Origin of the sequence: Streptomyces sp. NPDC088794 (assembly GCF_044750545.1) — a bacterium.
GTDB lineage: Bacteria > Actinomycetota > Actinomycetes > Streptomycetales > Streptomycetaceae > Streptomyces.
Genome location: NZ_JBIVKB010000022.1, coordinates 25,443 through 49,128, shown reverse-complemented (window position 1 = coordinate 49,128; position 23,686 = coordinate 25,443). Strand labels below are relative to the sequence as shown.

The 23,686-nt window shown below is 70.6% G+C and carries 22 protein-coding genes; 12 read left to right on the top strand and 10 right to left on the bottom strand.

Translation table 11 applies throughout. The features are described from left to right. Nucleotides 1–11: 11 nt before the first annotated feature. On the bottom strand, nucleotides 12–1,502 hold the full coding sequence (locus tag ACIP6U_RS42940) for an aldehyde dehydrogenase family protein (RefSeq protein ID WP_401728390.1): 1,491 nt from the start codon (nucleotides 1,500–1,502) through the stop codon (nucleotides 12–14). 92 nt (nucleotides 1,503–1,594) lie between these two features. After that, nucleotides 1,595–2,737: an acyl-CoA dehydrogenase family protein gene (locus tag ACIP6U_RS42935; protein WP_401728389.1), complete on the bottom strand. Its 1,143-nt coding sequence runs from the start codon at nucleotides 2,735–2,737 to the stop codon at nucleotides 1,595–1,597. A gap of 85 nt (nucleotides 2,738–2,822) precedes the next feature. On the opposite strand from ACIP6U_RS42935, the gene ACIP6U_RS42930 reads away from it, so the two are divergent. The 6 genes from ACIP6U_RS42930 to ACIP6U_RS42905 are packed head-to-tail and all read left to right on the top strand — an operon-like array spanning nucleotide 2,823 to nucleotide 8,169. Further along, a complete protein-coding gene (locus ACIP6U_RS42930; protein ID WP_401728388.1) occupies nucleotides 2,823–3,578 on the top strand; it encodes an SDR family NAD(P)-dependent oxidoreductase in 756 nt (251 codons plus the stop codon). A 1-nt stretch (nucleotide 3,579) separates the two neighbouring features. After that, nucleotides 3,580–4,359 carry an enoyl-CoA hydratase/isomerase family protein gene (locus ACIP6U_RS42925; protein WP_401728387.1) on the top strand — a complete coding sequence of 260 codons (780 nt, stop codon included), beginning with the start codon at nucleotides 3,580–3,582 and terminating at the stop codon, nucleotides 4,357–4,359. 30 nt (nucleotides 4,360–4,389) lie between these two features. Then, a complete protein-coding gene (locus ACIP6U_RS42920; protein WP_401728386.1) occupies nucleotides 4,390–5,556 on the top strand; it encodes a CaiB/BaiF CoA transferase family protein in 1,167 nt (388 codons plus the stop codon). Between the two features lie 3 nt (nucleotides 5,557–5,559). Further along, nucleotides 5,560–6,471 carry an SDR family NAD(P)-dependent oxidoreductase gene (locus ACIP6U_RS42915; RefSeq protein WP_401728385.1) on the top strand — a complete coding sequence of 304 codons (912 nt, stop codon included), beginning with the start codon at nucleotides 5,560–5,562 and terminating at the stop codon, nucleotides 6,469–6,471. Next, on the top strand, nucleotides 6,468–7,001 hold the full coding sequence (locus ACIP6U_RS42910; protein WP_401728382.1) for a DoxX family protein: 534 nt from the start codon (nucleotides 6,468–6,470) through the stop codon (nucleotides 6,999–7,001). Before ACIP6U_RS42915 ends, ACIP6U_RS42910 begins: the two co-directional genes overlap by 4 nt. Before the next feature lie 10 nt (nucleotides 7,002–7,011). Further along, complete coding sequence (locus ACIP6U_RS42905; RefSeq protein ID WP_401728381.1) at nucleotides 7,012–8,169, top strand: acyl-CoA dehydrogenase family protein; 1,158 nt, start codon at nucleotides 7,012–7,014, stop codon at nucleotides 8,167–8,169. Between the two features lie 62 nt (nucleotides 8,170–8,231). On the opposite strand, the gene ACIP6U_RS42900 is transcribed toward ACIP6U_RS42905, so the two are convergent. From ACIP6U_RS42900 to ACIP6U_RS42870, 7 genes are read right to left on the bottom strand one after another with little or no spacing between them, the layout of a single operon-like run. Beyond that, complete coding sequence (locus tag ACIP6U_RS42900) at nucleotides 8,232–9,347, bottom strand: acyl-CoA dehydrogenase family protein (protein WP_401728379.1); 1,116 nt, start codon at nucleotides 9,345–9,347, stop codon at nucleotides 8,232–8,234. After that, nucleotides 9,344–10,564, bottom strand: coding sequence for an acyl-CoA dehydrogenase family protein (locus ACIP6U_RS42895; protein WP_401728378.1), 1,221 nt, complete (start codon nucleotides 10,562–10,564; stop codon nucleotides 9,344–9,346). Before ACIP6U_RS42895 ends, ACIP6U_RS42900 begins: the two co-directional genes overlap by 4 nt. A 13-nt stretch (nucleotides 10,565–10,577) precedes the next feature. Then, nucleotides 10,578–11,726, bottom strand: a complete 1,149-nt coding sequence (locus ACIP6U_RS42890) for a thiolase family protein (RefSeq protein WP_401728376.1) — start codon at nucleotides 11,724–11,726, stop codon at nucleotides 10,578–10,580. Further along, nucleotides 11,723–12,166 carry a Zn-ribbon domain-containing OB-fold protein gene (locus tag ACIP6U_RS42885; protein ID WP_401728374.1) on the bottom strand — a complete coding sequence of 148 codons (444 nt, stop codon included), beginning with the start codon at nucleotides 12,164–12,166 and terminating at the stop codon, nucleotides 11,723–11,725. The genes ACIP6U_RS42890 and ACIP6U_RS42885 overlap by 4 nt, the downstream gene beginning before the upstream one ends. 4 nt (nucleotides 12,167–12,170) lie before the next feature. Beyond that, nucleotides 12,171–13,082, bottom strand: a complete 912-nt coding sequence (locus tag ACIP6U_RS42880; protein WP_401728372.1) for an SDR family oxidoreductase — start codon at nucleotides 13,080–13,082, stop codon at nucleotides 12,171–12,173. Nucleotides 13,083–13,084: 2 nt separating this feature from the next. Beyond that, the gene (locus ACIP6U_RS42875) at nucleotides 13,085–13,816 is read right to left on the bottom strand and encodes a hypothetical protein (RefSeq protein ID WP_401728371.1); all 732 of its coding nucleotides are present in this window, start codon (nucleotides 13,814–13,816) and stop codon (nucleotides 13,085–13,087) included. Beyond that, nucleotides 13,816–15,138, bottom strand: a complete 1,323-nt coding sequence (locus ACIP6U_RS42870) for a phenylacetate--CoA ligase family protein (RefSeq protein ID WP_401728370.1) — start codon at nucleotides 15,136–15,138, stop codon at nucleotides 13,816–13,818. The genes ACIP6U_RS42875 and ACIP6U_RS42870 overlap by 1 nt, the downstream gene beginning before the upstream one ends. Nucleotides 15,139–15,301: 163 nt before the next feature. On the opposite strand from ACIP6U_RS42870, the gene ACIP6U_RS42865 reads away from it, so the two are divergent. From ACIP6U_RS42865 to ACIP6U_RS42840, 6 genes are all read left to right on the top strand, one after another. After that, the gene (locus ACIP6U_RS42865; RefSeq protein WP_401728369.1) at nucleotides 15,302–16,063 is read left to right on the top strand and encodes an electron transfer flavoprotein subunit beta/FixA family protein; all 762 of its coding nucleotides are present in this window, start codon (nucleotides 15,302–15,304) and stop codon (nucleotides 16,061–16,063) included. Nucleotides 16,064–16,136: 73 nt separating this feature from the next. Beyond that, nucleotides 16,137–17,102, top strand: coding sequence for an electron transfer flavoprotein subunit alpha/FixB family protein (locus ACIP6U_RS42860; protein ID WP_401728368.1), 966 nt, complete (start codon nucleotides 16,137–16,139; stop codon nucleotides 17,100–17,102). Between the two features lie 111 nt (nucleotides 17,103–17,213). Further along, nucleotides 17,214–18,293 carry an amidohydrolase family protein gene (locus tag ACIP6U_RS42855; protein ID WP_401728366.1) on the top strand — a complete coding sequence of 360 codons (1,080 nt, stop codon included), beginning with the start codon at nucleotides 17,214–17,216 and terminating at the stop codon, nucleotides 18,291–18,293. Nucleotides 18,294–18,307: 14 nt separating this feature from the next. Next, a complete protein-coding gene (locus tag ACIP6U_RS42850; RefSeq protein WP_401728364.1) occupies nucleotides 18,308–20,725 on the top strand; it encodes a GNAT family N-acetyltransferase in 2,418 nt (805 codons plus the stop codon). Then, the gene (locus ACIP6U_RS42845; RefSeq protein ID WP_401728363.1) at nucleotides 20,722–21,696 is read left to right on the top strand and encodes an LLM class flavin-dependent oxidoreductase; all 975 of its coding nucleotides are present in this window, start codon (nucleotides 20,722–20,724) and stop codon (nucleotides 21,694–21,696) included. The genes ACIP6U_RS42850 and ACIP6U_RS42845 overlap by 4 nt, the downstream gene beginning before the upstream one ends. 68 nt (nucleotides 21,697–21,764) lie before the next feature. Continuing rightward, complete coding sequence (locus ACIP6U_RS42840) at nucleotides 21,765–22,322, top strand: PaaI family thioesterase (protein WP_401728362.1); 558 nt, start codon at nucleotides 21,765–21,767, stop codon at nucleotides 22,320–22,322. Here the strand turns inward: ACIP6U_RS42840 and ACIP6U_RS42835 are convergent. Continuing rightward, a complete protein-coding gene (locus ACIP6U_RS42835; protein WP_401728361.1) occupies nucleotides 22,316–23,467 on the bottom strand; it encodes an acyl-CoA dehydrogenase family protein in 1,152 nt (383 codons plus the stop codon). The two genes, ACIP6U_RS42840 and ACIP6U_RS42835, sit on opposite strands and share 7 nt — an antisense overlap. Between the last annotated feature and the right edge of the window lie 219 nt (nucleotides 23,468–23,686).

Genomic DNA, 23,686 nt, shown 5'->3' with positions numbered 1-23,686 from the left:
GAAGGCGGGTGTCAGACGCGGCTAATGCCGACACCCTTGACGTGGACGAACTCGTCGAGACCCGCCTTGCCGCCCTCCCGGCCGAACCCGCTCGTCCCGACGCCGCCGAACGGCGTGGTGGGCGAACTGATGGGGTTGGGGCCCGGGTTGACGTAGACCGTCCCGGCTTTCAGACGGGGCACCAGACGGTTCACGCGCCCGATGTCACGGGACTGGATGTAGGCGGACAGGCCGTACTCGGTGTCGTTGGCGAGGGCGACGGCCTCGTCCTCCGTGTCGAAGGGGGTGACGGCCAGGACCGGGCCGAAGATCTCCTGCTGGGCGAGGTCGCTGCGGTTGTCCACGTCGGCGAAGACGGTCGGGGAGACGAAGTAGCCGTCGGCGCCGATGCGTTCACCGCCGTACACGAGCCGCCCCGCACCACTCTCGACCGCCTTGTCGATCACTCCCTGGACACGGTCGCGGGCGGCTTCGTCGATGAGGGGTCCGATGTACGTCGCCGGGTCGAGCGGGTCACCGACGGGCAGGTGCGCGACCACACCGGCGACGCGCGCGACGACCTCGTCGTAGATCGACCGCTCGACCAGCAGCCGGGTCGGCAGTGCGCAGCCCTGGCCGGTGTTGCTCATGGCGAAGGCCGCGCAGTACGGCACCACGGTGTCGAGGTCGGTGTCTGCGAAGAGCAGGTTGGCGGACTTGCCGCCGAGTTCGAACAGGACGGGTTTGAGGGTCAGCGCCGCGTCGGCCATGATGCGGCGTGCGGTGGCGGGTCCTCCGGTGAAGGAGATCTTGTCCACGCCGGGGTGGGTGACCAGGGCCGATCCCGCGTCGCCGAGTCCGGTGACGACGTTGACGACTCCCTCGGGGATGCCTGCCTCGCGGGCCAGGTCGGCGAAGAGCAGCGCGGAGAACGGCGTGGACTCGGCCGGTTTGATGACCACGGTGTTGCCGGCGGCGAGCGAGGGCGGGACCTTCATCGCCAGGGACAGTGCGGGTGAGTTCCAGGTGATGATGTGGCCGATGACGCCGTAGGGCTCGGCGATGGTGTACTCGACGTTCTCGTGCGGGCTGTAGGCCGCGCCGACCATGCCCTCGATCTTGTCGGCCCAGCCGGCGTAGTACTCGGTCCATTCGGCGACATGCGGTCCGACGTTCGTAGCCCAGCCGCCGACGCAGATGCCGTTCTCCAGCGGGCAGATCGCCGCGAAGTCGGGGATGTGGTCGCGGAGGAGCTGCGCGAAGCGGGTGAGCAGGCAGCGGCGCTCGGCGGGGCGCATGGTGCCCCACACCTCGAAGGCCTGGCGTGCGGCGGCGACGGCCCGGTCCACCTCGGCGGGGCCCGCGAGCGGGATGTGCGCCTGGACGAGGCCCGTCGCTGGGTTTCGGTGCTCGTACTGGCCACCGCTTGTGTCGGTGAGGTCCTTACCGCCGATGACCAGGCGGGGGCGCGGCAGGTCGTGCTCGGCTCTGTCCTGGTGCAGCTTCACGTCGACCGTGACCACGGTTGCCTCCTTGAGCCGCATCCCGCATCCCGCGCATCTCGCTTAAATAGCTAACCTATTTATCCAAGACAGTCAATGCGTTCGCCCGAGTGTCACAACCCCAGCGACCGCCCGATGATCTCCTGCATGATCTCCGAGGTCCCGCCGAACACCCGCTGCACCCGGCTGTCGCGCCAGATCCGGGCGATCTCGTACTCGTTGACGTAGCCGTAGCCGCCGAACAGCTGCATACAGCGGTCGATGACCTGCCAGCCGGTCTCCGAGGTCCAGTACTTGGCCGCCGCGGCCTCCTCGGGCGTCAACTCGCCCTGGAACAGGGCCATGATGCAGCCGTCGACGTAGACGCGGGCGGCGCCCAGCTTGGCCTTGACGTCGGCGAGGGCGAACCGGTTGGCCTGGAACTCCCCGATCGGCTGCCCGAAGGCGGTACGGGTCTTGGCGTAGTCCAGCGCCAGTTCGTACGCCCGCTCTGCGGCCGCCAGCGAGGAGACGGCGATGGCGAGGCGCTCGGTCGGGAGGTTGCCCATCATGTGATAGAAGCCGCGGTTCTCCTGCCCGATGAGGTTCTCGGCGGGGACGCGGACCTGGTGGAAGAAGAGTTCGGCGGTGTCCTGCGCCTTCATGCCGACCTTGTCCAGCTTGCGCCCGCGCTCGAAGCCCTCCATGTCCCGCTCGACGACGATCAGGCTGATGCCCTTGTGCCCGGCTTCGGGGTCGGTCTTGCATGCGACGATCACCAGGTCGGCCAGGATGCCGTTGGTGATGAAGGTCTTGGAGCCGTCGATCACCCACTCGTCACCGTCCCGGCGGGCGGTGGTGCGGATGGCCTTGAGGTCGGATCCGGCAGCCGGCTCGGACAGCGCGAGTGCGCAGATCGTCTCGCCGCTGGTCACTCCGGGCAGCCAACGGGCCTTCTGCTCAAGGGTGGTCAGGTGCATCAAGTAGGGCGGGATGACGTCGTTCTGCAGCCCGAGCCCGATGCCGACCGAACTGGTGGCCGCCATCTCCTCCGCCATGATGGCGTTGTAGCGGAAGTCCCAGATCCCCTGGCCGCCGTACTCCTCCGGGAACTGCCAGCCGATGAGTCCGGCCTTGCCCGCCGCCGCCCACGCGGCCCGGCTCACCTGCCCGTCCCGCTCCCACTGCTCGGCGTACGGGGCGCATTCCCGCAGGTAGTAGGAGCGGGCGGTCTCCCGGAACAGCTCGTGCTCCTCGGTGAAGATCGTTCGGCGCATGCTCGACTCCGCTCAGGCATCTCGCTTATTTAGCTGAAGTAGTTATACGATAGCGCTGTATCGGCAGCCGGACGAGGGAGGGCGCGTGAGCGTACGGGACAAGGTGGCTCTCGTCACCGGAGCGGGCCGCGGCATCGGCGAGGCGATCGCCGACCGGCTCGCCGCCCAGGGAGCCGCTGTCGCCGTCTGCGATCTCGACGCGGAGGCGGCCGGCAAGGTCGCGGGCCTGCTCGCGGAGCGGTACGGCGTGCGCGCCGCGGGAGTCGGCGCGGACATCTCCGACAGCGCGGCCGTACGCACGGCCGTGGACCGGGTGGCCGCCGAACTCGGCACGGTGGATGTCCTGGTGAACAACGCGGCCGTCGACGTCATCGGGCGGTTCGCCGACAGCTCCGAGGAGACCTGGGACCGGATCATCGCCGTCAATCTGCGCGGGACGATCACGATGACCCGGGCCGTCCTCGACCCGATGATCGAGCGGGGCGGCGGCCGGATCGTCCACATCGCCTCGGACGCCGGCCGGGTCGGCTCGTCCGGCGAGGTCGTGTACTCGGCGACGAAGGGCGGGGTCATCGCCTTCGGCAAGGCTCTGGCCCGCGAGGTCGCCCGGCACGGCATCACCGTGAACAGCGTCTGCCCGGGGCCCACCGACACCGCGCTGCTCGGGCAGGTCGCCGAGTACAGCCAGAAGATGTACGACGCGACCCTGCGGGCGATCCCGCTGCGCCGCGTCGCCCAGCCCGCCGACATCGCCGGTGTGGTGGCCTTCCTCGCGTCCGACGACGCCGCCTACATGACCGGGCAGACGCTCTCGGTCAGCGGCGGACTCACGATGGTCTGAGGTGAACACCGTGCTGCGTGTCGAACTCCGGGACAGAATCGCCGTGTTGACCCTCGACCGGCCGGGGCAGCTCAACGCGATCGGGTCCGAGACCGTGGACCGGCTCACCCTCGCCCTGGCCGAGCTGCGCGACAACGACGACGTACGCGCCCTGGTCGTGACCGGGGCGGGCCGGGCCTTCTCGGCCGGGGCCGACATCGGGGAGATCGAGTCGTTCACGGCACCCCGGCAGTTCCACTCCTTCGTCCAGCGACTGACCGACGCGTACGCGCTGTTGGAGGACTTCCCCAAGCCCTCGGTCGCGGCCGTCCACGGGTTCGCCTTCGGCGGCGGCCTCGAACTCGCGCTCGCCTGCGACCTGCGGGTCGCGGAGCGGAGCGCCCGGCTCGGCCTGCCCGAGATGAAGCTCGGCGTGCTGCCGGGCGCGGGCGGCACACAGCGGCTGCCACGCCTGATCCCACCCGCGATCGCCAAGCAGATGATCCTCACCGGCGAACCGATCGACGCGGAACGGGCCCACGCGCTCGGACTGGTCAACGAACTCGCCGAGCCCGGCGAGGTGTTGGGCGTCGCCGAGAAACTCGCCGTGGCGCTGACGGCCGGGGCCCCGCTGGCCCTCGCGGCGGGCAAGCGGCTGATCGACTACGGCCTCGGGATGGATCTGGAGGCGGCGATCTCGTACGAGCGCGAGACCGTCTCGGTGCTCTTCTCCACCGAGGACAGGGTCGAGGGGCTGAAGGCCTTCCGGGACCGCCGACCCGGCGATTTCCAGGGCAAGTAGCGGGCGTACCGACAGACAGGGAGGTGGGTTGTGCGGCCACTGGAGGGCATTTCGGTCGTCGAGCTGGGCATGTGGGTGGCGGCTCCGGCCGCGGCCACCATGCTCGCGGACTGGGGCGCGGACGTGGTGAAGGTGGAGGCGCCGACCGGCGATCCCAACCGCTACACGCTCCGGCACGTCGGCCAGGACATCGACAGCGCGCCCCCGTTCGAGACGGACAACCGCGGTAAGCGCGGGATCGTCCTCGACCTGCGCTCGGAGGACGGCAAGGCCGTACTGGAACGGCTGCTGGAGCGGGCCGACGTCTTCGTCACCAACCTCCGCCCCGGCGCGCTGGAGCGGCTGGGCCTGGACCCGGACGAGCTGCGTACCCGCCATCCCCGTCTGGTCGTCGGCACGTTGACCGGTTACGGCTGGACGGGCGCCGAGCGCGACCGCGCCGGCTACGACGTCTCCGCCTTCTGGGCGCGGCCCGGCATCGCCGCCATGCTCAACCCGGCGGGCGAACCACCGCCCGGCATCCGCCCAGGGCTTGGTGACCGCACGGCCGCGGCGAACCTGGTGGCGGGCGTACTCGCCGCGCTGCTGCGCCGCGAACGCACCGGCGAGGGCGGTGTGGTGGACGTGTCACTGCTGCGGTCCGGCACCTACGCGAACGGGAACGACCTGGCCCTGCAGAACTTCTTCGGCAGGCGCGGCCGCACCCGGCACCGCACCGAGCACGAGTCCCCGCTCTACAACTCCTACCGGGCCGCCGACGACCGCTGGTTCTGGCTGGTCGGCCTGGAGGGCAACCGGCATTGGCCCGGCGTTATCAAGGCACTCGACCGCGCGGACCTGGAGACGGACGAACGGTTCGCGACGGGCAAGCAACGACGTGCGCACGTAAGGGAGTTGATTGCCGTGTTCGACGAGGAGTTCGCTCGGCGGCCACTGGCCGAATGGGCGGCGCGGTTCGACGCCGAGGGCGTGTGGTGGGCGCCGGTGCAGACGCTCGCGGAGGTCGCGGCCGATCCGCAGGCCGAAGCCGTCGGGGCGTTCGTCGAACAGCCCGGCATGGGTGACGCGCCACCGCTGCGGACCGTGGCGACACCGGTCAGTTTCTGGGGTGTTGACGACAAACCGCGCAGCGGTGCGCCGACGCTCGGCGAGCACACAGACGACGTACTCCGCGAACTCGACACAACCGGGAGGTAGCAGGTGGGCATCCTCGACGACAAGGTCGCCGTCGTGACCGGCGGTGGCCGGGGTCTTGGCCGGGCGCACTGCCTGGCGCTGGCCGAGGCCGGCGCGACCGTGGTGGTGAACGACCTCGGCTCCGGCGTGCACGGCGAGAGCACCGGCGACTCCCCCGCCGACGAAGTCGTGGCCGAGATCACCAAGTTGGGCGGGCAGGCGGTCGCCAACCACGCGTCGGTGACGGACTGGGCGGCGACCGAGACCTTGGTCGCGGACACGGTCGCGGAGTTCGGGCACCTGGACATCGTCGTGAACAACGCGGGGATCGTGCGCGACCGCATGCTGTTCTCGATGACCGAGGCGGAGTTCGACGCCGTGATCGCGGTCCATCTCAAGGGCACCTTCGCGCTCACCCGGCACGCCTGCGCGTACTGGCGCGAGGCGTCGAAGCGGGGTGAGCGCGTCACCGGCCGCGTCATCAACACCACGTCCGGGACCGGCCTGTTCGGCAACCAGGGGCAGTCCAACTACGGTGCCGCGAAGGCCGGTATAGCCGGGCTCACCGTGCTCACCGCCCTGGAGATGCGCAAGTACGGTGTCACGGCGAACGCCATCTCGCCGATCGCGGCCACCCGGATGACGGACGGCCTGTCCGTAGGCGCCTCCCTCCAGGCCGTCGACGGCTTCGACCCGCGCGACCCCGCCAACGCCTCGGGCGTCGTCGTCTACCTGGCCTCCGACAGCGCGGCCTGGCTGACCGGCCAGGTCCTGCGCATCGAGGGCAACCGGCTGAACCGGCTCCAGGGCTGGACCGTCGCCGGCGTCCACCCCAGCGTGTCGGGACAGGCCCTCACCCACGACGAACTCGTTGACGCCGTACCGCAGTTGTACGGCGTCGCCCCCGCGGGACGGGCCACCGGAGTCGCTCAGTGAGGGCGCCGGGCCATGACGTCGCCGCGCTCGTGCTGCGGGCGACGCTAGGCCCGATGCTCTTCGCGCACGGCTGGAACAAAGTCGCCGGGCCTGGCAGGCTCAAGGGCACGACGGGCTGGTTCGAGTCACTCGGACTGCGGCCCGCGGAGGTCCACGCACGTATGGCCGCCGGGACGGAGATGGCGGCCGGCGTGGGGATCGCGCTGGGCGCGGCCAATCCCCTCCCGGCGGCGGCAACCGTCGGTCTGATGACGGTGGCGGCCCGAACCGACCATCGAGGCAAGGGTTTCTTCGTCTTCAAGGGCGGCTGGGAGTACGTCGGTGTCGTGGGCGGCGCGGCCGTCGCCCTGGCGGCGCTGGGCCCCGGCAGATACTCGCTGGACGGGGTGCTGCGCCGCCAACGCGCGGGCGCGGGGCCCGCGTTGCTGGCCCTGGGGGTCGGCACGGCGAGCGCCGCCGCGCTGCTGGCCGCGTGCTACCAGCCGGAGCGAAAGCCGGACGAGACGGAAACAGACAACCAAGGGCGATAAGGGAGTCGACATGGACGCGGCTGACTTCAGCGCGGTGCTGTCCGAGGTCCGGCGCTTCGTGCGCGAGCGCGTCGTACCACTTGAGGCGGAGATCGACGAGAAGGACGAGATGCCCGCGGAGATCCGCGAGGCGGCCAAGAAGATGGGCCTGTTCGGCTTCGCACTGCCCGAGGAGTACGGCGGGCTGGGACTGTCGATGTACGAGGAGGCTCAGTTGATGTTCGAGCTGGGGTACACCACCCCGTCCCTGCGCTCGATGTTCGGCACGAACAACGGCATCGCCGGGCATGTCCTGATGGTCGGCGGCACCGAGGAGCAGAAGGCGGACTGGCTGCCGAGGATCGCCACGGGTGACGTCCTGGCCTCGTTCGCGCTCACCGAGGCGGAGGCGGGTTCCGATCCCTCGACCCTGACCACGCGGGCGCACCTGGAGGGCGACGAGTGGGTGATCAACGGTGCCAAGCGGTACATCACCAACGCCCCGCTCGCCGACGTCTTCATGGTCTTCGCCCGCACCGACCCCGACGCCCCGCGCACCCGCGGCATCTCCACCTTCCTGGTCCCGGCCGACACCCCGGGCCTCACCGTGGCTCCCAAGGACCACAAGATGGGCCAGTTCGGCGCCTGGACGGCGGACGTGTACTTCGACGACGTCCGCGTACCGGCGTCCGCGCTCGTCGGTGGCGAGGCCGGCCTGAACCGGGGCTTCGGCACGGCGATGGGCTGCATCGCGCACGGCCGGGTGCACATCTCGTCCCTGTGCGTGGGCATGGCCGAGCGGCTGGTCGACGAGTCCGTCGCATACGCCCGCACCCGCCGCCAGTCCGGGAAGCTCATCGGCTCCTTCCAGCTCGTACAGGGTCTGATCGCCGACTCCATGACCGACTACTACGCCGGCCGCGCCACGGTCCTGGAGGCCGCCCGCGCGTTCGACGCCGGAACGGACACCAAGATCGGCCCGTCCTGCACGAAGTACTTCGCCAGCGAGATGGTGTGGCGGGTCGCCGACCGCGCGGTCCAGGTCCACGGCGGAGCGGGCTACATGCGCGGGGTCGCGGTCGAGCGCTTCTACCGCGACGCCCGGCTGTTCCGCATCTACGAGGGGACGAGCCAGATCCAGCAGGTCATCATCGCGAAGGCGCTGCTGGGCGAGGCGGCCCGGGGCTGACCCACACCGAAGACGAAGGCCCCCGCTGCCCCGGGGGCCTTCGTCTTCGTGCAGACCCAGGCTCAGATCCCGAGCCGGTCCAGCAGCCGCTCGTGATACACGGCGGGCCCGCCGAACAGCAGCTGCGAGGACTTCGCCCGCCGGAAGTACAGATGCGCCGGGTGCTCCCAGGTGAAGCCGATGCCGCCGTGGACCTGGATGTTCTCCATGGCCGCGAACATGTACGCCCGTGAGCAGCAGGCGTGCGCCACGGCCGCCGCGACGGGGAACTCCGCCGAGCCCTCGTCGGCCAGTCGCGCCGCCTCCCGGGACGCGGCCTCGGCCAGCTCCACCTGGACGAGCATGTCCGCGCACTTGTGCTTGACCGCCTGGAAGGAGCCGATCGGCCGGCCGAACTGGTGCCGGGTACGGGCGTATTCGGCACTCGCCTCCAGACACCTGCGGGCCCCGCCCGACTGCTCGGCGGCGAGTGCGACCGACGCGATGTCCAGCACCTTGGCCATGGTGCGCCCGGCCGACCCGTCCGCGCCGATGAGGATCGCGGGCACCGCGTCGAACGTCAACCAGGCCATCGCCCGGGTCGCGTCCAAGGTCTCCATCGATACGGCCGACAGTCCCGAGGCTTCTCTCTCCACCGCGAAGAGCGAGGGACCCGCGACGGTGCGGGCGACGACAAGGATCAGGTCGGCGGTCGTGCCGTCGATGACGAAGGACTTGCGGCCGCTCAGCTTCCAGCCGCCATCCGTGTCCGGCACGGCACGCGCCGAGATCAGGGCAGGGTCCCAGGACCCGCTGTCCTCGGAAACCGCGAGCGCTGCCGTCGTCGCGCCGGCCGCGATACCGGGGAGGTGACGCGCGCAGGCCTCCCGGTCACCGGAGGCGAGCAGCGCCTGGGCCGCGAGCACGACCGTCGCGAAGAAGGGCGCGCACAGCAGGGCGCGGCCCATCTCCTCCAGCACGACGCCGAGTTCGACGAGGCCGAAGCCGTCGCCGCCGTACTCCTCCGGGATCACCAGGCCCGGCACCCGCAGTTGGTCGGCCGCCTGCGCCCACACCGCAGGGTCGTAGCGCGGCTCGCTCTCCATGAGCTTGCGGACGGCTTCTTCAGCCGACTTGACCTCCAGGAACTCCCGTACCGAGGCCCGCAGTTCGCGCAGTTCGCTCTCGTCGGCCGTCATGACCGCACCTCCTTGGGCAGTCCGAGGACGCGTTCCGCGAGGATGTTCTTCATGATCTCCTCGGTGCCGCCGAGGATGCGCAACGCGGGGGTGGCGAGGAGGAGTTCGGACCAGGCGTAGGTGCCCCACCGTCCGGTGTCGGCGATGATCCGGGGGCCGAGCACGTCGGACACGAAGTGTGCGGCGCGGGTGAGGTTCTGGCCGTACATCAGCTTCGAGACGGACATCTCGGGGCCCGGCGTGCCGCCGGCGCGCAGTGTGCGCAGGGCGCGGGTGTTGAGGTGCCGGGTGGCGAGGGTGTCCACGAGGAGTTCCGCGAGCCGGGCGCGCAGGGCACGGTCGTCCCAGGTCCAGGTGGCGCGCATCAGGGCCGAGAGGTGGTCCGGGGACAGCGCGGCGGCCACGGGTCCCACGCCCTCGCTGCCGACGGTCGCGCGCTCGTTCATCAGGGTGGTCAGGGCGACCGTCCAGCCGCCGTCGACCTCGCCGAGCCGGTGGTCGTCGGGGATGCGGACGTCGGTGAGGAAGACCTCGTTGAAGTCCGCGCCGCCGGTCATCTGGCGCAGCGGCCTGACCTCGACGCCGGGTGCGTCCATGGGGACCAGGAAGGCCGTGATGCCTCGGTGCTTGGGCGCGTCCGGGTTCGTGCGGGTGAGGGCGAGGCCGATCTGGCTGTGCTGGGCGACCGAGGTCCACACCTTCTGGCCGTTCAGCACCCAGCCGTCGCCCTCGCGGACCGCCCGGGTGGCGACGCTCGCCAGGTCGGATCCGGCGCCGGGTTCGCTGAACAGTTGGCAGGCGATGGCGTCCCCGCGATACAGCGCGGGCAACCACCGTTCCTTGATATGGGGTTGGGCGTGGGCGAGGATCGTGGGTCCGATCATGCCGAGGCCGATCACGCTGAGCACTCCGGTGTCGGCGACGTCGTACTCGGACTCGACGGCGTCGTAGAGCAGGTCGTGGACGGGGGTCAGGCCCCGGCCGCCGTACTCGACCGGGCCGGTGATCCAGCCGAAGCCGTGCTCGTGGCGGACGCGTTGCCAGTCTCGCGCCCGCTGTACGTGCTCCCGTTCCGCCTCGGGCGGGAGGCTGCTGAAGTACGCCATCGAGTCGTCGCCCTCGCCCCAGGTCGGGGCGGTGCGGTCGGGGGCCTTCGGCGCGTGGGCGTCGAGGAAGGCGCGTGCCTCGGCCGCGAAGTCCTGCATGTCGTCTGCCATGTCCGCTCTGCCCTCAGGTGCTCAGGATGGTGACCGCCGAGACGCCCGGCGCGCCGTACAGGTGGGTGTAGCCGACGCGTGGTGTGCCGGGGATCTGCCGGTCTCCCGCCGTGCCGCGCAGTTGGAGGACGATCTCGTGGATCTGGCGCAGTCCTGACGCGCCGATCGGTTCGCCGTTGCCGAGGAGTCCGCCATCGGTGTTGACCGGGAGTCTGCCGCCGATCTCGGTGGCGCCCTCGGCGATGAGGCGTTCCTGCTCGCCGTCCTTGCAGAGGCCGTTCTCGGCCATGTGGATGACCTCCGATCCGGCGTCGGTGTCCTGGAGTTGGGCGACGTCGACGTCCTCGGGACCGATGCCCGCACGTTCGTACGCCTCCCGCGAGGCGTCCACGGTCGGGCTCGCGACGACCTCCCCGACGGGGAAGGACGGGCTCTGCACCTCGAAGGCGCCGAGCCGACGGCTGCGCAGGGCGGTGGACCGGATCCGTACGGGCTTCCCGGTGTACTTGTGGGCCTGGTCGGCCCGGCACAGCACGAGGACCGCCGCTCCTTCGTCCGGGCCGCAGTACATGTACTGGCGGAGGGGGTGGTTGAGGACCGGGGAGGCGAGAATCTCCGCCACGGACAGGGGAGTTCGGCGCCAGGCCTTCTCGTTGCGGGCCGCGTTGCCGAAGTTCTTGGCCGCCACGCGCGCGAGGGTCTCGTGGGAGATGCCGTGGTCGTGCATATAGCGGTTGATCTTCATGCCGAAGAAGTGGGTGGTGAGGAAGAGGCCGGTCTGCCCGTACCAGGACGGGATGCCGGCCACGGACGGGTCGGCGGCGAACGCTCCGCGCGGGTGCTTGTCCAGGCCGATCGCGATGGTCAGGTCGTGCTCTCCGGTCTCGATGGCGCGGGCGGCCAGCGCCACCGCCGTACCGGCCGTGGCACAGCCGTTGAACACCCCGCGTAGGGGTACGCCGGTCAGGCCGAGCCGGGCGACGATCGCGTCCGGGTTGGCGACCTCGTAGCTGCCGATGTAACCGCCCTGTATCTGCGGCCAGTTGACGCCCGCGTCGGCGAGCGCGAGCCGTACCGCGTCCGCGCCCATGTCCAGTGCGGGCTTCCCGGGGAACCGGCCGAAGGGGTGCAGCCCCACGCCGATGATGACGGCCTCGCTCACGGTGTCTCCTCCTCGGCCGGGGCGAACGCGAACGTCACGATCTCGGTGCCGTCGTCCCGCACGGTGTAGGGCACGAGCGTCAGCCGCATCTCCTGCCCGATCCGCAGCTTGTCCGGGTCGGGTTGGGTGAGGCGGGCCTCGACCAGCAGTTCGCCGGGGAGTTCGATGTACCCGACCGCGTACGGCTCGAAGGTCTCGGGGCCGTCGTACGGCGGGGACGGGGGCCGGAAGTCCTGGGTGGTGTACGTCCAGAGCGTCCCGCGGTCGGCCAGGAGCCGTTCCTTGGACTCGGTGCTCGCACACCGGACGCAGTCCGGGGCGGCGGGGAAGCTCACCAGTCCGCAGTCCGTGCACTCGGAGCCGATGAGCCGCAAGGGTGTGCTCTCGTCGGGCGGCCAGGTGAACAGGCCTTCAGCAACTGGTTTTTGAGTAGTCGTCATGTCTTCAGGCCCCGTTCCGGTTGCCCAGCGCGTCGGCGTTCGGAGCCGCCTTGGCCACCAGGTTCGGGACGACCGAGGTCAGTTCCTCCGGTGTCCAGCGCGACTCCGCGCCCACGCCGGGACCGTTGACCCAGCCTTCGAGGACGGTGATGCGGTTGCCGACGACACCGAAGACCCGGCCGGTGACCTCGCGTGAGGCGGCCGAGCCGAGCCACACCACGAGGGGCGAGATCGCTTCGGGGGTGAGGTCCTGGGCCTCGGCGGCCTGTCTCATCATCTCGATGTCCTCGGTGAGCCGGGTGAGCGCGGTGGGCGCGATGGCGTTCACCGTCACGCCGTAGCGGGCGAGTTCGGCCGCGGCGATGACGGTGAGGCTCGCGATGCCGGCCTTGGCCGAGCCGTAGTTCGACTGGCCGGGGTTGCCGAAGATGCCGGACGGGGAGGTCGTGTTGATCACCCGGGCGTCGTTGTCGTGACCGGCCTTGGCTCGCTCGCGCCAGTACGCGGCGGCGTGGTGCAGGGTGGCGAAGCTGCCCTTGAGGTGGACGCCGATCACGCTGTCCCAGTCCCGCTCGGTCATCGACACGATCATCCGGTCCCGCAGGATGCCGGCGTTGTTGACCAGGACGTCCAGGCCGCCGTAGGCGTCGACGGCCTGTCGGACGAGCCGGCCCGCACCGTCCCAGGCGGAGATGTCGTCCGTGTTGGCCACGGCCTCGCCACCGGCCTTCTTGATCTCGTCGACCACGGTCTGGGCCGGCCCGGCCGAGGCGCCTCCGCCGTCGCGCGCGCCGCCCAGGTCGTTGACCACGACCTTCGCACCGTGCGCGGCGAACGCCAGGGCGTGGGCCCGGCCGATCCCGTTGCCGGCGCCCGTGACAATCACGACCCGGCCGTCGACCACTCCTTCGGACATCCTCAACTCCTCGATGATGTGAGCTGGTTGGCCTCGGCGAACAGGACCCGTGGGTCCTCGCTGCCGCAGGCGCAACGGCCGGTGAGTACGCGTCCGGCGATGCCGAGCGGGGTCTCGGGAAGCAACGAGGTGCGTCCCTCCCCCGCCGCCACGGACAGCTGTCCGTCCCGCGTGTCGACCCGCCACTCGGCGGCGTTGACATGCGCGCCGCCTCGCTCGGGGCACTCCAGGGCGAGGGCCGGTCCCACGGTCGCGATCAGGGCGGCGGACACGCCCACCCCGCGCAGCACCGGTACGGCGGCGGGCCGGGCCAGCACGAGCGGCGTCGTCCGGAACATCTCACCGACGTCGGCCGCACCGGCCAGCCCCTCCAGGGTCTCCGCCGACAGGCCGATGACCGCGTGCGGGGCGAGTTCGCGATGGAAGACGGCGGTCCTGCGGTGGTCCCAGCCCATCGCCTCGGCGATGCCGTACGGCACCTTCAGAGCGCGCAGGGCACCGATCACCGCGTGGCCCCAGAAGCCCTCGAAGCCTGAGGTGGTCAGCAACGCCCGCTGTCCTGCGGCGAGTCCGTGGTCCCGGAACCGTGCGGTCACCCAGTCGGTGTCGCGGGCGAGTTCCGCCCAGGTCAGTTCCATGTCCCGGATGCCGTCGGAGGTGGGGAAGCGTACGAGGTAGGCGAGTCCGGGCCGGTCGAGGGTGCGGGCCCGGGCCAGAGTGTCGGCGCGGGCCATCAACTCTTCACCACCCGGGGGAACTTGGCGACGCTGGTCATGGTCTTCAACAGGTCCTCCTCGGTGCGCATGTCGAGCACCGGCTTGACGCCGGTCCGCTCGCGCACGGCCTCGCCCAGGCGTCCGGCCAGGGCGTCGACGTCGCCGGTGAGCCGGGGGTCGTAGCCGACGCGCAGGCGCAGTTCGTCGACCTCGCGTCCGGCGCGGACGATCTGGAAGACGCCCGCCACGGTCTCGGGCTGGTCCTCGACCGCCTGCCAGATGTCCCGCAGGACCACGGAACGCCCCTGAACGAGGGTCTCGTCGCCGCGCCTGCCGGCCACCCACATCCGGGCGTGGGTGCGCCCGCACCCGCAGCGGTCCCTCGACAGGCGGACCAGGTCCTCGCTGCGGTAACGGATCAGTGGCGCGGCCCGGTTGTCGAGGTCGGTGGCGACCAGCTCGCCCAGGTCACCCTCCGCCGCGTCGCGCCAGCCGTGCTCGTCGACCTCGACGCACTCCGCGAAGACGGTGTCCTCCCAGAGGTGGAAGCCGTCGTGTTCGCGGCACTCCCAGGCGGTGCCGGTGTCGGCGGCGCTGGTGTACTCGTAGACGTCGATGCCCCAGTCCTCGCGGATCCGCTCGCGCATCTTCCGGCTGAGGGGCTGTCCGGCGCAGGAGGCGCCCTTGAGAGAGGAGAACGCCTCTTTGAGGTCCGTCCGGGCGGCCAGGTGCTCCAGCTCCACCATCTGCGGATACATCATCTGGAGGTAGGCCGGACGGTAGGTGCGCAGGGCCTCGACGACCTCGTCCATCTTCCCGAGCCAGGTGTCCACCTCGATGACGACCGCGCCGAGCGCCTGGTAGCCGGGGTCCATGAGGTTGCGGAAGGTGCCGGGCGGACTCAGCACCCGGTCCCCCGGCCTGAGGCCGAGTTCCCACAGGTCACGCACCTGTGCGGTGACCAGGGGCGGGGCGTCCTCCCAGATCTCGGCGAAGAACTCCGGGTCGCCCGTGGTGCCCGAACTGGAGGAGACGGAGGTCAGTTCCTCGGTCGGGACGCAGAGCAGACCGCCGAAGGGGTCGCCGGTGCGTGCCCGCTGGGCGCGCACCATGTCCTTGGTGATGAACGGGACGCGGGCCCGGAAGTCGTCCAGGGTGCGGACATCGCGCGGGTGCACCCCGTGCTCGTCCCAGAGCGCGCGGTAGAAGGCGGAGTTGCCGTAGGCGTACTCGACGAGCTCCACCACCCGCTCCTCCTGCCGCGCCCGCAGCTGGTCCCGGGCCATGGTCTCCACCTGTGGCTCGAAGTACCTGTCAGCGGTGTCCCTGTCCCCGGCCATGGCGCCTCCTCGCGGCTCAGCTGCCCAGATCTTCCAGCTATCAGCTCAATCAGTCAACTAATTCGACTGAATCTCGGGGAACCCTCGCGCTCGCTCGATCCATATAGTTAACTATTAGCACTCATTAGAGCCCCGGGAGGGCGATGTGAAGATCGTTGTCTGCGTGAAGCACGTGCCCGACGCCACGGCGGACCGCACCTTCACCGAGGACGGCACCACCGACCGCGCGTCCGTGGACTCACTGCTGTCCGAACTCGACGAATACGCGGTCGAACAGGCCCTGCGGATCGCGGAGTCGAGCCCCGGCGTCGAGATCTGCTACCTCACCGTCGGCCCGGACGACGCGAAGGACGCCCTGCGCAAGGCGCTCGCCATGGGCGGCGACTCGGCGATTCACGTGGCCGACGAGGACATCGAGGGCAGTGACGTGTTCGCCACCTCGCTCGTGCTGGCCGGGGCGATCCAACGGCACGGCTTCGATCTCGTGCTGTGCGGGATGGCTTCGACAGACGGCGGTGCCGGAGTCGTACCCGCGCTGCTCGCGGAGCGGCTCGGTGTCGCGGCCGTCACCCACATCGAGGAACTGACCGTCGAGGACGGGGCGTTGACCGGCCGGCGCGAGGGCGACACCGCGACCGTGCGAGTCCGGGGCGGTCTGCCGGCCGTCGTGTCGGTCACCGACCGTTCCGGCGACGCCCGCTACCCCTCCTTCAAGGGGATCATGGCCGCGAAGAAGAAGCCCCTGGAGACTCTCGGTCTCACCGATCTCGGGATCGACGCAGGGCAGGTCGGCCGTACGGCCGCGAGGACGGCGGTGGACACCGCGAGCCGGCGTCCGCCGCGCACCAAGGGGGAACTCGTCTCCGACGACGGGACGGGCGGGATCGAGCTGGCCGCGTTCCTCACCGCCAAGAAGTTCGTCTGACCGACGAGTTCGCCTGTCCGACACGTTCCTCTGACCGACACGTTCGCCCGACCGACCCAAGGAGCCCAGCACCGTGGCCGAGATCCTCGTACTCGTCGATCACCTGGACGGCGTCGTCCGCAAGCCGACCTTCGAACTCCTCACCCTGGCACGCCGCTTGGGCGAACCGTCGGCGGTCTTCCTCGGCCCGGGCGCGGACACCGCGACCGAGGCCCTCGGCCGGTACGGCGCGCACAAGGTGTACGTCGTGGACGCACCCGAGGTCGGGGAGTTCCTCGTCACTCCGGCCGTCGACGCCCTCACCCAGATCGCCGAGAGCACCACCCCGGCGGCGATCCTCCTGCCGTCGAGCCCGGACGGCAAGGAGACCGCCGCCCGGGTCGCGCTCCGCTTGGGGTCGGGGCTGATCACGGACGCCGTGGACGTCACGGCGGGTGCAGACGGCCGCCCGGTCACCGAGCAGTCCGCGTTCGCGGCGACCTACCAGGTGACGGCGCACGTCACCCGGGGCGCGCCGGTGATCACGGTGAAGCCGAACGCCACGGCACCCGAGCCGGCCCCCGTCACGCCCGAGTTGGAGAAGCGGGACATCGTCTTCGGCCCCGCCTCCACCGCCGTCCAGGTCCTGTCCCGCACGCCCCGCGAGCGCGGCGACCGGCCCGAACTGAGCGAGGCGGACATCGTCGTCTCCGGCGGCCGGGGCGTGAACGGCGCCGAGAACTTCGCCGTCATAGAACGTGTCGCCGACGCCCTGGGCGCGGCCGTCGGTGCGTCCCGGGCCGCCGTCGACGCGGGCTGGTACCCGCACAGCCACCAGGTCGGCCAGACCGGCACGCAGGTCTCCCCGCAGCTCTATCTCGCGGCCGGCATCTCCGGGGCGATCCAGCATCGCGCGGGCATGCAGACGTCCAAGACCATCGTCGCCGTCAACAAGGACGCTGACGCCCCGATCTTCGAACTCGCCGACTACGGCGTCGTAGGGGATCTCTTCCAGGTGCTTCCGCAGCTGACGGAGGAGATCGAGCGCCGGCGGAGCTGATCTCCGCCTCCCCTGACCTCCGCTCCCCAGAACTTCCACCCGGCCTTCCACTCGGCGGCCGATACGATTAAAATCGCTAACTGATTGCATCTATTGACCCGAAGGAGCGCCATGACGAAGATCTGGGTCAACTCCGGGGACTCCCATGTGATGGAGCCCGACGACCTGTGGATCCGGGCGCTGCCGCCGCGCCTCGCCGACCGGGCGCCGCGCAGTGAGCGCGGTGACAAGTACGAGGTGCTGTACATCGACGGCGAGCGCATCGACCGCCAGCTCAACGACTTCATGGACGCCATGCGGCCGCCGGGCGCCCGGGATCTCGACGTACGTCTGAAGGACCTGGACCAGGAGGGCGTCTGGGGTCAACTGGCCTTCCCCTCCATGGGGTTCTGGCTGGTGTCGATCACCGAGCGGGAGCTGGCCCGGGAGACCGTACGGGCCTGGAACGACTGGGCGCACTCCGAGGTCCTGGGGAAGCAGAAGCGCATCATCACTCCCGCCTGTGTGTCGACCGCCGACGTCGAGGACGCGGTCGCCGAGGTGGAGCGGGTGGCGGAGATGGGCTTCCAGTCGGTGTTCCTGCCGTGCCAGACGCGGCCCGGCGAGGAGTACGCCCTGGACCGCTGGGAACCGCTGTGGACGGCGGCCGAGCGGGCCGGGCTGGTGCTGGGCTTCCACATCGGCACCGGCGGCGAGAACGTGGTCTTCCGCGGGCCCGGCGGCGCGGTCGTCAACTACATGGAGACGACCTATCCGGGCATGCGTGTGGTGTCCCACATGGTCGCGGGGGGCGCTCTGGACCGCCATCCCGACCTGAAGATCCTGATCGCGGAGGGTGGCGCGGGCTGGGTGCCGGCCATCGGCGACCGGATGGACGAGGCCTACCGACAACACGGCATGTTCGTCCGGCCGAAGCTCAGCCGGCTGCCGAGCGAGATCATCAGGCAGCAGGTGTACGCCTCCTTCCAGCACGACAAGAGCTCGGTGGAGATCGTCGAGTCGACGGGCTACCGCAACGTGATGTGGGGCGACGACTACCCCCACCTCGAAGGCACCTACGGCCACACCCAGTCCACCCTGCGCGAGCTGTTCGACGGTGTGCCCGCGGACATCCGCGAGCGCGTCACCCGCGGCACCTTCGACGAGCTGTTCCACCTGCCCGAGCAGAGTCCTCAGGAGGCGGCCGTCTGAGCGGCGACACCCCGATGAACAGTCCGCCGTATCCCGAGGATCTGGAACAACCGGGCCTCGTGCGCACCGGCCGGTCGACCTTCGTGCGGCCCGTCCGGCCGGAGGACGTCGACCGCCTGGTCGCCTTCGTCGGCGGACTGTCCCGGGCGACCCTGGCCTACCGCTCGCTCGGTCCGGTGGTCCGCGCCCGCGACGACGTGATCCGGCGCGGCGCCCACGTGGACTACCTCAACGAACTGGCGCTGGTCGCCCTGGCCGGTGACGAGATCGCCGGTCTGGTGCGCTACGTCCGCGACCCCGAGGAACCGGAACACGCGGAGGTCACCTTCACCATCCGCGACGACCACCAGAGCGAGGGGTTCGGCCGGCTGCTCCTGGAGCACATCGCCGCTGCCGCGCGCACCCGAGGCATCCGGGTCCTGGAGGCCGACGTCCTCGCCGACAACACCCGCATGATCAACGTGTTCCTCGGCTCCGGCTACCGCGTCGAGTCCGGGCCGCCGGGCCAGATCGTCCACTTCGAGATCGCCGTCGACCCGCAGGCCCAGGCCGTGGCCCGCGCCGAACGCCGCGAACACACGGCCGTACGGCGCTCCCTGCGACCGCTGCTCGAACCTCGCTCGGTCGCGGTGATCGGCGCGAACCGCGGCCCCCTGACGATCGGCCACGAGATCGTCGCCAACCTGCTGCGGGGCGGCTTCCGCGGCCCGGTGTTCCCGGTCAATCCGCGGGCCGAGCAGGTCGCCGGGGCACAGGCGTATCCGGACGTCCGGGGGCTGCCCGAGGTGCCGGACCTGGCGCTGGTCGCCGTACGGGCCGAGGCGGTGCCCGATGTCGTACGAGAGTGTGCGACGGCCGGCGTCAAAGCGGTGGTCGTCGTCTCAACCGGCTTCGGGGAGACGGGAGTCGAAGGCCGGGCGACCGAGCTGGAGCTGGCCCGCTTCGCCCGCGCCTCCGGGATGCGCCTGGTGGGCCCGAACTGCATGGGCGTGGTAAACACGACGCCCGCGGCCCGGCTGGCCGCCACCTTCTCCCCCGCGCTGCCGGCACCGGGTCGGGTCGCGATGTCCAGCCAGTCCGGGCCGCTCGGGCTCGCGGTGCTGGACTTCGCACGGCGGCTGCGGCTCGGCTTCTCCGGGTTCGTGTCGGTGGGCCACGCCATGGACGTCTCCACCAACGACCTGCTCCAGTGGTGGGAGGAGGACCCCGAGACCTCGGTGGTCCTGCTGCACGTCGAGACCTTCGGCAATCCGCGGCGCTTCGCCCGCATCGCGCGCCGGGTCGCCCCGCGCAAGCCGATCGTCGCGGTGCACCCGGGGCACGCGGACGCGGCGGTCGACTCGCTCTTCGCCCAGTCCGGCGTGATCCGCACCCGCAGCCTCCAGGAACTCTTCGACGTAGCACTCCTGTTGGCGCACCAGCCACCACCGCCGGGCAACCGGGTCGCCGTGATCACCAACGCGGGCGGCCCCGCCGCGCTGACCGTCGGCGCGTGCGAGGCGAGCGGCCTGCGGGTGCCCGCACTGGGTGAGCACATACGACACGCCCTCCATACGGCGCTCTCGCCCCGCGCGGACGTCAGCAACCCGATCGACCTCACCCCCATGGCCACCGCCGCGCACTACCGGCGGGCCCTGGACGCCGTACTGGCCGACGACGGCATCGACGCCGCCGTGGTCCTCTTCATGCCGCCGCTGGCGGACAAGCCCGACGAGGTGGCGGCGGCGATCCTCGACGCGGCCGAGGCCGCGCCGGAGAAGCCGGTGGTGGCGAGTTTCCTGGGCGGCGCGGGCGTCGCCGATCTCCTCCACCGGGGCGAACTCGTCGTACCGACCTACGCGTTCCCCGAGTCCGCGGCGGCCTCGCTCGGCCACGCGGCGGCGTATCAGACGTGGCGCAGCACCCCCGCGGGAGTCATACCGGACCTCGCGGGGGTCGCCCCGGACCGGGCCCGCTCGCTGGTCACCGGGTGTACTCCCGGGGCCGTACCGCCGCGGGTCGCCGCCGAGTTGCTGGCCTCGTACGGCATCTCCGTACGGGACACGCACGCGCCAGGCCCGGACGCGTTCCTCTCCGTCCGCGCGGACCCGGCCTTCGGCCCGGTGATCGCGTTCGGTCTCACCGGGGACTACGCCGACCTCATGGCCGATGTCGCCCACCGGATCACCCCGCTCAGCGACCGCGACGCCCGCGAGATGATCCGCTCGCTGCGGGCCGCCCCGCTGCTGGACGGCCGGGTGGGCGGCCCGGGGGTGGACCTGCCGGCCCTTGAGGAGACCGTCCTGCGGATCTCCGCGATGGTCGAGGACCTGCCAGAGATCGAGTCGATGGAACTGCGTCCGGTACGGCTGCTGCCGCCCGGCGACGGCGTGGCCGTCGCCCGCGCCACGATCCAACTCGCCGACAACACAAGGAGAGGTGGCCCCTCATGAAGGTCGGCATCTACTTCGACATGCGCAACCCCCCGCCCTGGCAACAGAGTTGGTCACGCGTCTATGGATTCGCCCTGGAGATGTGCGAGGAGGCGGACCGACTCGGCCTCGACTCGGTCTGGTTCTCCGAACACCACGGCTTCGAGGACGGCTACCTCCCGCAGCCGCTCACCATGGCCGCCGCGGTCGCGGCCCGCACGCGCAGGGTCCGGCTGGGCACCGCGGTCATTCCGGCACCCCTGCACGCGGCCCCCGAACTCGCCGAACAGGCCGCGATCGTCGACATCATCAGCGACGGCCGCCTGGACCTCGGACTCGGCACCGGCTACCGCGTACCCGAGTACCGGCTCTACGGCGCCGATCTCGCCAAGCGCTATTCCACGACGGACCAGCGCGTACGGGAGATCCGCGGCCTGTGGTCCGAGTCCCTGGTCACCCCCGGCCCGGTCCAGGACCCGTTGCCGATCTGGCTCGGCTACCAGGGCCCGCAAGGCGCACGTCGGGCCGGACGGCTCGGCACCGGGCTGCTGTCCCTCAACCCGGCTCTCCTGACGCCCTACCGGGACGGGCTCGCCGAGAGTGGCTACGACGCGTCGGTGGCCCGGATGCAGGGTTCGTTCACCACGTTCGTCACCGAGGATCCCGACGGCGACTGGCCGGTGGTGCGCAAGCATCTGGCGTACCAGTGGGACAGCTATCGCCGGTACATGGTCGAGGGCACCGAGCAGTCCGTCCCTCGCCCCATCGACCCCGAGAAGTGGCGGGAGACGGGACTGCGGGCGACCGGTGTCGGCCAGTTCCTGTACGGCACCCCGCAGGACATCGCCGATGCCGTCAAGGCGTACGTGGCGGGGTTGCCCGCGGAAGGGGTGTTCCTGTGGGCCTCGCTGGCGGGGATGCCCGAGGAGATGGTGGCGCGCCAAATCCAGCTGATCGCGGGGAAGTTGCGTCCGCTGCTTGCCGATGTCTGATCAACACGTCTGATCCGCACGCCTGGTCCACATGTCTGATCCATATGTCTGATCCGAGGAGAAGCAGCGTGACGAGTACGACTGGTGGGGCCGGTGGAGTCACGACGCCGACGGGGCCCTGGGCGGGTACGGATTTCCAGGAGCCGCCCCGCACTCCGGGCGGCGTGGCGCTGTGCGGCGCGTGCCGTGCCGCCGGTTCCTGCCGTCTGGGTGTCGAGGGCGAACGGCTCGACGAGGACGGCGTGGCGGTGTTCGAGCTCACCTGTCCCCGCGACCAGGAGGGCGGGCCGAATGTCGCTCACGGCGGTTGGACGGCGGCCGTACTGGATGACTGTCTCGGTCATCTCCCGCTCCTGCACCGGGTGTTGAGCGTCACGGCGGAGCTGAGGGTGAGCTTCGTGAAGCCGGTGCCGGTGGAACGGCCGCTGGAGGTCCGGGCCTGGGTCGAGCGGCGGGAGGGCCGGCGCTGGTACATCGCGGGCGAGATGGTGCTGCTGCCGACCCGTGCCGTGCTGGCCCGGGTCTCCGGGATCTGGGTGACCCGCGACCAGGGCCACTTCGCGCGGCACGAGGCGTGGCTGGCCGCCCAGGAGGCCAGCGGCGAGAACCGGAGCGCGGCTCAGTAGGACCGCAGCCCCATGCTGCGGGCGATGCCGTTGCGCTGTATCTGGCTGGTTCCCCCGGAGATCGTGGCCACGATCGACTCCCGGTAGCGGAAGCTCATCACGCTCTCGGTCGAGAAACCGTGCCCGGCACACACCTGCATCCCGAGCCGGGCAGCGGCCACATACGTCTCGGACCCCTTCAGTTTCGCCATCGAGCCCTCCCGGGTGCACGGCCTGCCCTGGGCGAGCAGCCAGGCAGCGCGGTACGCCAGCAGCCGGGCGGAGTCGATCTCGGTCTGCAGGTCGGCCATGTCATGGGCAAGCGCCTGGAAGTTCCCGATCGGACGGCCGAAGGCGTGCCGTGTACGGGAGTACTCCAGCATCTCGTCCAACGTGGCCTGCGCGGCGCCGAGATAACCCCCGGTGATGATCACCTTCTCCAGTTCGATGTTGGAGAGCATGACCTTCCAGCCCTCGTCGCGCGGGCCGACAAGGTTCTCCTTCGGGATCAACGCGTCATTGAAGAAGACCTCGTTGGTCCCGAGGATGTGCCGGGCCAGCGTCGGCGTCCGGCGCACTTCGACGCCTTTCGTCGCGGGATCGACGAGCAGCAGGCTGATACCGCCGTGTTTGGGCTCGCGGGGACCGGTACGCACATAGGTCGCGATGGTCGTGTCCGGTAGACCGCCGCCGGTGCACCACGCCTTCTGGCCGCGGACGATGAATCGGTCGCCGTGGTCCTCGGCGGTGGTGCGCAGGGCGGCGGCATCGGACCCGCTGTCGGGCTCACTGAGGCCGACGGCGAGCCGATGGCGCCCGGTCATCACCTGCTCACGGATGAAGTCGCGCTGCGCCTCGCTGCCCCAGCGGAACACGGTGATCCCCGGGATGAGCACGCCGATGTAGCACATGGCGACATCGAAGCTGGCCCGCCCCAACTCCTCGGCGATCAGGATGAGTTCGAGTGGACCGCCCCCGTCGCCGCCCTCCTCCTCACTGAACGGGAGGGAGAACCACCCAAGATCGGCCATGCCGCGGAACAGTTCGGGCGGCACGACACCCTCCTCGTCCCAGCGCTTGGCCCTCTCGGCCGGACACACGTCGGCGACGAACTGCCGTGCCGTCGCGCGCAACAGGTCCTGCTCGTCGGTCAACCCGAAGTCCACGGCCGCTCCTCACCCACGCCAGGCTATTCATCTAGCTAATTATTCTATGTTAGCGGATAAGGCGGCCCAGTCGGAATGCGTCGACGAGGCGCGACGCCCTGCGCGCGGATCGCCCATGGGCCACCACGTACGGCCGCGCCGACCGCGGGCCACACGTAACGGCCTCACACCCCACCCTTGCCCCGCCCCTCTCCGCCACCTAGCCTGATTTTGTGCCGC